The following is a 13,760-nucleotide window of genomic DNA, read 5'->3' as shown; positions in this document are numbered from 1 at the left end:
TTTAGTGGATGAAGGAGAGATTGTATTATGCCTATTGAGAAAGAGAAACAGGGGATGGCATTAAATGAGTTTAACAGCAAACTAAAAAACAATACGTCAGCTTTACGTGTAGGTAAGGAAGTTCCAGAAGGTGATGTGAACCTAGCATATATTCATGTTCCGTCCGTAGATTCAGATGAAAATATTTCACTCATAGATACTTCTTATACTTCAGATAACGTGATTACTCAAGATCAAGGTGAATCCATTGTAATAGCAAATGCACAAGGAGAACTTGAATATGTAGACTTCGTAGGAAACGGTGAAGTTCGCTCTCGTCCACCTGAAAATATCTTTCCTTCTAGTAAAGTTAACATTACACGCCAATTTAAAAAGAGTGGCATCTCAATTGAAAATGCACTTTTTTATAAGTTTGAAATAGACTTCCACTATGATAGTAAAGTAGCTATCCCTGATAGTTCGGGGAATTATCCTCTTGAAAAATATACAGGCCAACAAATTGAATTAACTGATGAGAACGGGAATTTATTAGGTGATGACTTTAAGCATGATATATATGTTCAAGCGCAACCACTGAACCCACGAATTTACTCTGTTCGTGTTTACTTGCAAACCATTACGAGTAAGTCTCAAAGTATTAAGATTCGTTATAATCACATTGATAAGGTGGTAAAGAATAACGAAATACAAGCAGTTAAACAAAATGTTGAACTGTATACAGATAAAGATAATATCGTCATTGCTAATGGTGTAAGTAGACAGATGTTAGAAGGAGGCAAACTGCGCATTGTTAATGGCGTGAGTGCCTTTGAAGAGGCTACTGAAGCTGAAGTGAAGACAGCATTAGTTAGTGCAAATGAGAAAGAAATCTATGCGGCTATTCCTCAAGACGGGACTAAAGGATACAAGATTATGGTTCCGCAAAAATCTGAGTACGATCCTCGCTCTCCATCTATATTCGCACATCGTATTCTTGCAAAGTATACAGGAGATGATGGCCAAGAAGTTACCGTTACAGTTGGACACATCACAGAATCCTGCATGAATTCGAGTGCGTTATTGAAAGGTGAACAGGGGGACTATACGAATGATTGGAAGAACATTGGTCTTATTGCTGGTGGAGGAAAACTTAATGCCAGGCAAATGATTGAACTGTCAATGCCTTTTGGGACACCTTCGTTGCCCGCTAAAGCAAAACTTTCTATAGAAGATGATAAGGCTGCCTTAATGTATGATGTCACAACCTTATCAGATAACCCTGATATTGAAACAAAGGTAAACATGATTATGTCAGAGATACCTGAAGCTAAATTCGTGGGAGCAAAAAAACAAAATGCTTGGACTAATGCAATGCAGGAAAATGCAGTTGTTAAGAACATCCCAATCAAGCACCAGGTAACTATTATTCCTGAACGTCAAATGACTAGATGGTTCTTTAATTGGAAAGCCAACGGAGAAGGATACACGAATCAAAAGAATAAAAATGGCTCTGTCACACAAGTGCCTTGGAAAACATCCACAAATGGTTTAACAGTTAACGGAACAGGAACAGTTACATATCATCCTGATGGGCATTATACGATTGTTGTAGATCCTGCTGTGTTGCCAAGCGATCAGATACCTAGTGAAGTTATAGGTTTTAAATGGACTCCTCCTCAAATTGTATCTGGAGACAACGTGAATATATCCATTAGCGGTTCGGACGTGGTGACAGTGACTGCTGACCCTCCACCAATTACCACTATCGGAAAGCGCTATGTTCTTGACGAAAGTGAAATATTAAAATCAGATGGCATTAAACACCTAGAATATCTTTTTAAAAGAGATGACGAAACAGGGCTGTATAGTAAGTTGGGGATACCATCAGATGTTCCAAGAGATGAAATCATGCTGCGCATCGAAAGAGGAGAAGTTGCAAGTATTGCCGCTGATGGTACAGCAACTGTAAATAATCCAGAGTATAGAGTTAACTATAGGTTTCGTTGTCAGAAGAAAGGATTTACGAGATTCCCTGTTGACCAGTTTCAAGATCAGTTAGGAGTCAACCGACTTAGGTTGTCTAGTATTCTGAACGACAGCAAACAATTTGATCCAAATGTAGTAGTTGATTTGGTGGCATGGACAACATTTGAGGAGCTTGAAATGGTTCCTATCTTTGCAGTGAAGATAGATGAACAAAAGAAGATTAAGCTAGAAAAGCCGAAGGTTGCTCAAGACAGCATGGAAGTTGATAATTGGTATTTACGAGTGAAGAACGGCAAATTTCTTAAGCGAATTGTTCTCCCTTATTTTGAACGCAATTCTGGTGCTAAAATTCCGGAGATATACACAGCCTATCCACAGTTATTAGGAATGGTTTCTTCACCAAAAGATACAGTGGAAGTAGACTTAGAATATACGTTGCCTGAGTACGCTGATCAAGAATTCCAAAACAGCCCTCATGTAATTGTTGATAAAGAAAAACCAATCATTTTAAATGACTATTCAATCCAAACACGATACGCACCCATTGCTTTATCTTCAAAAGGAAACAATAGCTATATTGAGGTTTATTCCATTCGCGGTAATCAGAGAAGACAGCTTCGAGTATCAGATGTGGATGCTGCCAAGGGCATTGTCTTTTTGCTTGACCGAATCAGGGAGCAAGATGAAGTGTACATAAAGTACGCATATCAAGAAGAGTATTTTACTTATAGAGGATTTTATAAAGAAAAAGCAGAATACATTACAACTCCTGTTACAAAAGAAGTAACGACAACTGTAAATTTGAAGGTAGAGGCTAGTGGTAAAAAAGAAGTTTCAGAATTTGTAAAGTTACCTAGTCAAAGTCTATTTAACATAGATGGATTTGGTGCTTACGGAATCGATATTTATCCTGCTGCACAAGGTATTGGACCCGGAAACTATAAAGCTGGAGAAAGCTCCTTATACTGGGAGGAAAGTAGAGAACTTTATGATATTTATGATGACTCTTTAAAGTTTTTAATATACGGTACTATGCCAGAACTTAGGCAACCCGATGTTGTGCTAAATGATGTTCGAGACTATTTTGTAAAGCATAAGAAGTCAGGGCTGTTTTTGCTGAACGTTAATGTCTGGGGAGGGGAATCCGAAGGCAGGGTTCCAGAAATCGTGTATCAAAACGAAATAATTAAAGACTTGGGGATTGAACTCAAACGAGCTAGCAACCTGCCTACTGATATTAAAATTAACACAGATCATCCATCGCTCAAGAGTTATGACGCAAAAGGTCTTCCACTTCCATACAGTCCAAACGGTGAACTTGTTATAAGTAATCCTAAAATAAAGCCTATTGCTTGGGCAGGTGCTGATAAAAAGCATGTTATATTTGCTATTCTAGAAGATGGGGATCAAAAGATATTATTTATTGCTAACGCTGGCCCTATGTTTCCATACAGAGATATGAATGCATGGCAATTTGTAATGGATCCACTAGTGACTTCTATCTTTGGTCATATGAGTGACTATATAGACACAAAGATCACCGAAGAAAAGAAAACATTTGGTCCGATTACTAAAACTATCAAAAAAACGTATACGTCCGGCAAGTCAATTACAGAAGAATGTTTTGCTTTAAGTATTTCTCCTTCAGATGAATTTGGATCTACATGGTCTACTTTTATTTCTACTTATAAAGGGTATGGCTTAAAATTAACACCTGTGATTAGTCAGTATTCTAGCGGAGAAAGTTTAAGTAAATCTGAACTATTATTTGGTGATGGAACAGAGATTGGCAAAAGGGAAATGTCCTCTGACGATACGTTTAAGATTAATAACTGCATTCGATTGATTCCTCTTGTAGAAAGAAGAGTTTTAGAAAGCACATTCTTTCATCTTGACTTAAATCCTACACCTGGTCATCGTCATACTGTTGCAGAGAATGGATTCCATAGATGGATACCTACAAATGTAGATACTGAGACTTATACATTACAAGCAGCCGGCACAGACAACAAAGAACTACTTGTGAAGCCTATTCATATTTACATGCGGCCATCAGCTATTCGTACAGTTACTTTAGATGGAAGCAAAGGTGGAGACATCATACCAGAAACCACACTAAACAGAACTGTATTTCATACAGATGAGGAGTGCTGGTTTAATCCAAAAGATTATAAGTATGATCCAACGATGTTCCGCTTGGGAAAAGTGTTATTACAAGCTAACTCAACCATTCAGGATAACATGACGATCCTCGATACAAGAACTAGAGGTGGAGGACTTGATGAGTCACTATCAAGAGAAATCATTCGTCAAGTTAATAAAGAGTCTCTTTATCATTGGGATATAGGATATTTTGATGGTGAAGCTTATCAAGAAAATGGTGTTGTGGTAATCAAAGTTCCACGAACTGTACTAAAGTCTGAGTCAAATCCAAATGGATTTCATGAATCGGAAGTGCAAGAAGCTGTAGCCAAACATAAAGCATACGGTGTGCTGCCAATTATTGAATACTACGATGCAACCCCAGATGAGTATAAATATAATTTAATTTCTAATAGTGAGTTCTTGTATAACAAAGACTTAGATTATTTCGATCCATCTAACAGTAGCGGGAATTATGAGGTTAAACATTTACCACTGGGTGCTGGAGACAACTATGTGCTTTCACTTAAAGATAAAGCGGAATACGCTGTTACGATTCCTGGCTACAAGTTTAAAGAGCCTTCTTATCGAATCGATATTAAAGCCATGAAACAAGCTACTGCATCAGCAAGAAGCATAGGAGAGGCACAAATCTTCTACAAGGATGGCAGCAGTAAAACGATTCCTTTATCTAAAGTTACCCGTGATCAATGGATTGTTTACAAGAACGTTATTAATGTGGGTGAGGGAGTTCATCACGTTAGAATTACACTTAATAAATCAACTGAGACAAGAGATGGAGAAATCTTTGTGGATTACGTAACAGTTATTCCAATTCCAAGCATAGACGAAGGTACAACAGAAGTTCATGAAATTTAATAGTTTTTGTAATGCATTTCATGATAAAATAAACTCTAGGAGGAATATTTCATGCCTGTTTATAATACAAGAGACTTGATTCCTTTTGTGAATCAATTAGAAACGAAAATACTTGAAATGAATGAAGGGATTACAGAGTGGGAAGTCAATAAGCTCAAGCTCTTAAATTCTATTACAAAAACCGATTCCACCTACGTGACAGCCATGTCAGCACTTGTTCGTGCTGACGAAGCTCTTGCAGAGATTGGAACAGCATCTTTTACAAGTAGTGCCGCTCGTGGTAAACGTTTAGAAGATGTTTTGAATAAACTTAAGAATGATGTTTATGAGATTGCCGCTAATTCTTCAGGTGGTGGAGGAAAGTTAACTGATGGTATATTCTATGACGAGCTGAATAATGCTATCGCTTCTGTAGATGCCACAGTAGAAGACGGACTAAAGTTAGATTATCGACTACAAGAGTTAAAGGACTTAGCAACAACTGGTGGTAATTTATCAGATAAAGAACTCTATATGCCTTATAAAAAAGAGATGGATGTACCGTCTCATACAATGGCTCTTCAGCCCGAAGAAGGCGTTGTGTATGTTGAGGGAGATGTGACCGTACTAGGAACTAACGGACAGCCATTCATCAATGAGTTTGGGCGTATCATTACTGGAACTATTACAGAGAATGGAATTGTGACTCTCACTGACATTCCACCTGAAGCTTGTACGTTATATTTCCCTGTTCAAATGAGACTGAAAGAGGTTCCTCAAGACTTCCTGTATCTTTTCTTAGAGCAAATCATGCAAAAGAATAGTAAGACAATGGAGTCCATTCTAAACTTTGAACATTCAATTGAAGATATTCTAAAAGAGATTGAGTACATGAAGGGTGTTAATTGGACTCCTGACTACTCTATTATGCAGAACTATCAAGAAGTTGTGAAGGAAGGCATTACACCTAAAGGATTAAATGTAGAAGTAAAAGATGGCATGGCAAATGTTACTTTTTCATACAATGATCATCCTCACCTTAGTCATTTTATCTGTGAGAAATGGGATGAATCGAAAAAGACATTTGTTCCTTATGACGGAGTAAGTGGAATCATCCAGAAATAAGGCAGCGCTTGCTGTCTTATTTTATGTAATAGAGAAAGGAGCAATGTAAATGAGTAAGTTCCTAGATGATTTTTTAATTACTATGCCAGCCACTCAGCGAAAGAAACTGATGGAGCTGTTAGATATCAAAAAGCAAGAGGGCTTAATTCGTTCTGACTATGAGTTAAAAGCAGAACTTGAGCGCATGCTTTCAGATATTGATAGCAAACAAGGTGGCCCCACATTCAAAGCTAGACCCCAATCGGGCAAGGCTGATTCTAAATCATACAATGCAAACATGGAAGAGATCATGTTTGATTTAATGTCACTGTTTGAAGCGTCTGCTACCATAGACCGCTTGATGGCTGACAATAAACAATTATCGCATTCACTTCTTGCCAGTATTAAAAAGCAGATATTCATGCTGCAGTCTAAGCTTGAAAGATACAAAATGTTGATGGAAAATACAGATGGCTTTGTGGATGGCATCCATGAAACCTTTACTGCTCCTGAATACATTGAGTCAGATGAGAAGGCTTTAACCGTCTTCCGGAAAGACCGCTTTGATAACTCATTAGACTCTACATACGGTGCAGAAAATGTAGGAGATGCTATTCAATTAGCGGGCGTAGAAACATTAGATCAATTAAAAACAAACTACGGCAGGAGACTAGCAAGAATTGAAGTCTTAAATAGAACTGGCCAAGCTAGTGCTAACCCTGACCATGATATAACAAAAGCCATTGATGGCTCACTTGATACGTATTGGGCTGAAAGTATACTAGTTGATCAGCCAATTATTCAAAACATCAATGACCTTTGGAAGAACGATTATGAGGGCATTCCTGGTGACGGTGCTATCTCAGAAATTCAAATAACACTGAATGGCATTACAACTGTTTCAGACCTAGTATTTGATCCGTTTTGTTCTTATCCTTTGGAAGTTGTTTCAATCTATGGATACGAAACGGAAGATATGATTGGAGAGGTTCATGAACTCATAGCTCCTAATCATGTGAATCCTCATCAGCGCAGCAAGAAATCAGTAAATCAAATGACGTTTCAGTTTCCATCTGTTGATGTATCTGTTATAAAAGTGCTGGTTAGACAAGAGAACTATGTAAAAGAAAATTACATTGTAAACAAAGATGAGCAGCAAAATATGGAGCTGTGGCGAAAGCTCTCTACAAGTCCAGACTTAATTGAGGACTATAAAAATCCAAACGAAACAATGGCTGAGTTTGATAAAAAGAATGAAGTTACAGGATGGTCAGTTTACTTAGAGAAACTTACAGAATGGGCGAGCAGTGTAAACGAAAACGGCTTACTAGAAGCTGCCAAACAAGCAATGGAGACAATTCGCACAGGAGACTATAAGAATCCTATGCTTCTTAAACTCCAAGCATTGAATGCAGATAACGACAAGCAAAAAGTGATTGATGAAAACAGTGAACTTTCAAAAACATGGTCTGCTGTTAATAAGCTTTCATATCTCTATGGAGCTTATAATATCTCTGTATTTGGTCGTAAATATCGTAACCAATCTATTCATATTACAAAGCCGTTGCCTCTGTCTATCAATGCTACACGAATTAGTTTAATTACAAATGAAAAGCACCATGACTTAGAGGTAGGGTCAGAGATTAAAGATCCATTAACAGGGGTTAAGAAGACAGCAGATGTAGCAAGGATTACAGATATTGAATACTACCTAACTCATAAAAAGAATCCTACAGTAAAAGACTGGATGCCTATCTTGCCTCCAGACAAGCAGTACGTAAAAGGTGAGTTGCTTTCAGGGGATATGGTACAAGGCAGCTATCCGGAGTTTACTGCTTTAGAGGCCAAAGGTGAAAGGTTAATTACATACAGTTTTCGTTTCCCAATCATATCTGGTCAGACAGTTACCCTAAGAAGAAACGGTATCGCCATGAGCCCTTCTACATATGTGATATCAGATGATGGAAAGCGGATCGCTATTTTGGGTAAGTATTTCTCAGCATCAAGTATCTACACAGTAGATTACAAGCCTCATGACAGTGCATATTTTGTGATACTAAATGAATCTAATGGCATTGTTCCAACACAGTTCATTGATAAGAACGGTGAAACAGGAGAGTATTTCACCACAGCTGATACAAATAACAGTGTCACCCTGAAACATAAGCCTTATTTATTCAGAAATAGTTTGTTTCACTATCAAGAAGACGAGAACTCTTACACCCAAGACACTCAAATATTAACCTCTTCTACACCAGAGTTTCCAATGATTGTTCGTGTAAATGGAGAAGAGTACTTAAACATTACAAACTATACGTCTAACACTTATGATGTAAATCGATTAACTGACAACGACGGAAAAACTTTTGCTCAAATAGGAAACACCATTGTGTTTGGAAAGCCAATTGATGGAACGCCTATTCAAGATATAAATGTAGATTACTACTACATTACAACGGACATACGTATGAAGGCAATCTTAAGAAGAAATAGCGTAGAAGATGAATCCGTTACCCCTGCATTGTATAGCTTTAACATTCGCTGTCAGTCATGCGATCAGGAGGTCTAAGATGGAGCGGGAACAGTTAAAGAAGCGTCAAAAGAAAATACAGAATAACTTTTATACAATTCTTCTGCTAATGAGTGCTATTGTTATGGGCACTCTTGCGGGAGTAATTGTTATCTTAAAGTTGATAAGTTAAGGAGAAGTCTGATATGGCAAATCAAATCAAGAACAATTCACAGCTTCTTTATTTACAGGCAAAACAGCTTTTTGAAGAAGCACGAGTGAAGTTTGAAGATGGCACAATCAAGTCTGAACCATTGTTGGTCAGTTCAGTATTTAATGCCTTTCAAGCTTTCTTTACATCAATGGGTAAACCAAACCTCCTTCCGCGTTATGCGCCTGAAGAAGGGCCGCCATGGAGTGAAGACTATAATAATATGATGACTGAGATACGAAAAGATTTAGAGTTACTGTTTCAAGAGTTAGACATCTTAGGCCGCTCTTTATATACAGACTTTAACCACAACATGGTGCAGCATGACATCTTATCAAAGCAATACGAAACAGTGTTAGATAAAATGCGAGACTTAGAATTGTATGCAGGCGTATCTACAGACAAAGGTGTAGAGTTTGGACGAGACGATTTTCTAAATAAAAATAAGATTGATTACTCTCGTATAGCAGGGACTCCTTTAGAAATTGTAGATGGAGCGGTCACGCTACCTCAAGTCAGTCGAGAAAACGTAGCACTAGACGCACAAGTTAGTATCGTGGTAGGCAATCGTAAAGCGAACAAGTTTATCCTAGGTACAGAGTCAAACGGCTTTCCTGGAAACAATACAGAGATACATAGTGTGACCGATGATGTACTGACTAGCAGAAACTACGTCCCTACATTTTTAGGAGAAGAGAATAACCACAGTGACTATTCAGCGGTGCTAGACGGTACGCCTAATACGTGGTTTGAATATGAGAAAGTGAATGTCCGTGAACAGGATAGAATAAGAGTCGCAAAGAATCTTGGATGGGATTATCAAGTTCATGAAAGCCAAGTGATTGATTGGGCAGAAGATCCTGAAGGTGGCATTCTAAAACTGCACATGCAGATTATCTTGCCTGAAGAGAAAATCATTAACCAAATCAATTGCAATATGTATACGCCACCTAACTACGGAGCTAAGGCTGCTATCGTTAAGAACATCTTAGTCTCAGATGGAAAAGGTGTACCGGTTTCTGTATTGCCAGCAAATAAAAAAGATGATGAGTACTCTTTTCACTTTCACCCAACAAAGGCAAAAGTAGTCGATGTCTTATTTGAGCAGTCACATAAGTATATTACAGACCTTGGCCACATTTATTATGAGAAGAAAATGCAGGTTCAAGATAGTTCAGAGTATGCAATGGACATGGCTACAAAGAGATATAAGTACGCTCCTCGTGTTCAAGGACCGCTTGTTTCATTAGAAGACTTAGGGATTGAAGTAAAGGTAAGTGAGAGTAATGTAGAAGCTAATTACTTACCACGTTCAACAGCTCAAGTGGAAGCACGAAGCATTGGAGAAATCATCAATCGATTAACAGATGGTGTAGATGCAGAGACGGTGGATGTTGGCGTAGAAAAGTTTGAGGGTTTCCGTTGGTGTATAGGTGTTCGAGACATTGAAATCTTTTCTTCCGAATACGCAACTGAAGGTGAATTAGTTACAACGCCTTTCTACTTTGAGAAGCCAATGGATAAGATATCCCTTGATGTAAGTGAAAACATTCCTACCGCTTTCACAGCAAATGAATCATTGAAGTATGAATGGCTTTCTTATTTTGTTTCAGTGGATGATGGGGCGACATGGTATCCTATCACACCAATTAAACAACAAGTGATATCTGATGACCAGCCACCTAAAATTTATACAGTCCGTACTGTGGAATCATCGGATCAAATCTTAGATACAAAGGCAGCCTACATTGAATCAGAGTATCCAGTCTATAGCTTGAGAATGAAAATTGTAGCAAGAAGACCTGAAGACTATACGGCAGAAGGTTTTAGATTAAAAGATAGTGCTGGCACTGCATTAACAAATAATACGTTTAACCAATCTAGTCCGGTCGTTAGCTCATATATGTTCAATGTGGCTACTTTAAATAGTCCAAGCGATAGTGCACCTAGTGACAAGATGGCTGCCAACTTGAATAGTCTTAGCACAATAGATCCTGGAGTAGAAGAATTCCCTACCGTATTGGATGCTGAAGGTGATCCGTATGCTCAAAAGCTGAATGTAACCATTACGAATAAAAAGGATGATTGGTGCTTAGATGAGGACTTAACAATAAAAGCATTGGTGAGTAGCGGTAACACGCTTGTAAATGCTGAATTATACATCAATGGCTCAAAGAAAGATGCTGTGACCCTTAGCGGAAACTCTCAAGAAATTGAATTTAAGCTACCATCTAGTGAACTAACTCAAGGCGTTTTGACTGCCACAGTTAAAGGTTATGACGTAAACGGTTCAGCAATTGATAGCGATGTGCTTAGTATCATTGATTGTACAGGGTTGCCTCCAGAAGACCGTCCTGCTGATAAAGATAGCACGAAACTAAAAGTGGTTATTGATAAAAGAACAGCAAGCTTATGTGTGTGCGATACATTAACATTCAATGGTACCGTGCAAGGTCCTGATAAAATACAAGGCATTTCATTTAGTATCAATGGTAATAGCTTTGATCCTAATGATTTAGGTGTTGCTCCTGACGATGATGAATGTTCATCAGCTACTGCAAAAGAGTTTGGGATGCAGTCAACTCAAAAAATAACAGATGAAGAGCTACTTAACATTGAAGACTTCGGAGAATTTCTTGATGCATTTGAGGAGCGTGAAGACTGTGGCTGCAAGAAGAAGCGGCAAGACGCTCTTGTTACTTATGGATTGCAAACAGAACCCATTCGTTTAATGCAGATATACGAAGAAGCTTTTAGTGTGACACTTCCTTACTGGAAGCTTAAAGAACTAGGAGTTACATCGGATTCTAAGATGACAGTAGAAGTTAGAGCAGTAGGTGCATTTAATACGACTGCTAGTGATTCATTTACTACAGATGTATCAGATTGTGGAGGTACAACAGAAGAAGGGTGTCTTGAATTAGAAAGCGTAGAGATTCACTATTATAATCCAACAAGTGGAGAAATTGACTCACAGACTATTCCAGCTAATGCACTCCCATTCGATGGAATTGATAATGGTGCAGGATCAAGTGTTACAGTAGGATGGAACGGCGATTCTAACTCAATCGTTGTTATGCAAACAGCTGGAGAAGATACTTCAGGATATTCATTTCAAATTCATGCTTTAGCTATTCATTATTTGGATTCTAACAATGAGCCTAATATGAAATGGGCATCTAAGATTGAGGATAAAAGTACGGGAGCCTTGAATAGCGCAAAGATGCTAGGAGATGCATCGAGAGCTGCGGCATGGCTTTCTGACATTAAGAATGGGGACTATTCAACGTCACCAAGCTTAGCTGCTATGAATGATTATGTTATTTTTGGAATGGATGATGAGTGGAAGAAGAATGCCTGTCTTATGGACATTGACACCTTCATTCCTGATCCAATTAATCCAGGCATACCTGGTCCATTAGTGTCAGAGTGTGGTGCTATGACTGATATTGTCATTCAATATTACGATGAAGCAAAGAAACAGCTAGCTATCTATAAAGCTAGCCTTACTGCAAATGCGAAAGACACTCATTCCGTAATCACAAAGAATGGTATGACAAAATTAGCAATAGGTTGGTCAGAAAACTTTAATGGTCCTGCTGTAAAAATCCTATCGGCATCAGGAAAAGACAATCTACTGTTGACATCCGTAGGAGTAGCTTATGTTGATTTATATGGTCATTCACAAGTAGCATGGGCTAATGATGTAGGCTTCTACACAGCTGGTGTAAAGAATCCGGAATACGCACTCTTTGATAAAAAGAGTCTAGGAGATGTTAGTTGGATTAGTAATTCAGTTGTTGATTACAGTGAAGCAACTTATGTTGGTGGAACAAATGATTATGTGGTTTATTCAATGAACGATGAAGTAACTAACATTTTGTGTTCACCCTCAAATTATATTGATATTGGAAGTGGTGAAGGAAATTCTCTTTTCTTACGCTCAATTGATTTTCCTCTTTCTATTTGTTCAGATGCAGATAGTTTTGAAATAAAAGCGTCAGCAGAAGATATGGTTTATGGACTCGCAGAGGTAACTTATTCAGTGAGTATAAACGATGAAGTAATATACGGACCATACACTGATTCTACAGAAGAAAAACTCTATTTGATTTCTATACCTTTTGATGCATCAAATGCCAATGTAGGAGACACAGTAGCTTTAGATGTTATGGCGAAGAACAAATTTGGGCAAGAAGCCCGTGACTCTTGGGAATTTTATATTGCCACATGTAAGCCAATTTTGCCGCCTTCTATTGAAGTTAAGCCTCCTAAAGATTCAAGTGGCAACCCTAACTATAATCATTGTTACTCAGATATAGAAAATGGGACAATGCCTATAAGTATACACATAACTTCCGAAGTTGGAATTGGGAAATGGGAAGTAACAAGTAATAAATCTAAGGACTGGATGAAGTATAAAGATTATACGGGCACAGGGGAAGTTGTGACAGATACAGGAAGCTTTACGGTAGATGTTCCGTGTCCACTTCCTGCTCAATCAAAAGATGAGTTAGGACGAACTTATTATCCTGATCAGACTATAGAGTTTACAGTAAAAGCTGTCGATAAAGATTTGAGAGTAAGCGAATTAAAGCCTAAACTTTATCTCAAAGATTGTAATCCATTAGTGTCATCTCAAACCCATCAATCAGGACGTGGAAATGCAACACTAAAAGTTGCCTACTTACCTGAGAGAGGAGCTGGACAAATACGTATTGGTATTGCTGCTCAAGGTAAGTTTTATATGAAGATTTCACGAAATGGAAAGAAGTTAGGTGAAATTAAAAGTGAATCATGGATACAAACATTAAGTAATAGCATAGATTTCCCTTACGAAAATGACCCAACCGAACCGCTGAATGGCTATTTCTTGCTCGAAATAACTGCTGATGCATTTGATCCAAATAATAGTGGGACAAATTGGTGGGACTTTAATACTTGGGAAGATAAATTCTAAAAAAGAGGGAC

5 protein-coding genes are annotated in these 13,760 nt (G+C 38.1%); all 5 read left to right on the top strand.

The window, feature by feature from the left end:
* The first annotated feature begins 27 nt into the window (after nucleotides 1–27).
* From LAV82_RS23155 to LAV82_RS23135, 5 genes are read left to right on the top strand one after another with little or no spacing between them, the layout of a single operon-like run.
* A complete protein-coding gene (locus LAV82_RS23155; RefSeq protein ID WP_499716987.1) occupies nucleotides 28–4,986 on the top strand; it encodes a hypothetical protein in 4,959 nt (1,652 codons plus the stop codon).
* Between the two features lie 51 nt (nucleotides 4,987–5,037).
* Nucleotides 5,038–6,090, top strand: a complete 1,053-nt coding sequence (locus tag LAV82_RS23150; RefSeq protein ID WP_499716986.1) for a hypothetical protein — start codon at nucleotides 5,038–5,040, stop codon at nucleotides 6,088–6,090.
* Between the two features lie 49 nt (nucleotides 6,091–6,139).
* A complete protein-coding gene (locus LAV82_RS23145; RefSeq protein WP_499716985.1) occupies nucleotides 6,140–8,638 on the top strand; it encodes a hypothetical protein in 2,499 nt (832 codons plus the stop codon).
* A 1-nt stretch (nucleotide 8,639) separates the two neighbouring features.
* Complete coding sequence (locus LAV82_RS23140) at nucleotides 8,640–8,771, top strand: hypothetical protein (protein ID WP_449305742.1); 132 nt, start codon at nucleotides 8,640–8,642, stop codon at nucleotides 8,769–8,771.
* A gap of 13 nt (nucleotides 8,772–8,784) precedes the next feature.
* Complete coding sequence (locus tag LAV82_RS23135) at nucleotides 8,785–13,749, top strand: hypothetical protein (RefSeq protein ID WP_499716984.1); 4,965 nt, start codon at nucleotides 8,785–8,787, stop codon at nucleotides 13,747–13,749.
* Nucleotides 13,750–13,760: the final 11 nt, after the last annotated feature.

The organism is Bacillus sp. ILBB4 (assembly GCF_035064545.1).
Lineage (GTDB): Bacteria > Bacillota > Bacilli > Bacillales > Bacillaceae_H > Priestia.
The sequence above is the reverse complement of the archived record's forward strand: the minus strand, read 5'-3'. Positions and strand labels throughout refer to the sequence as shown.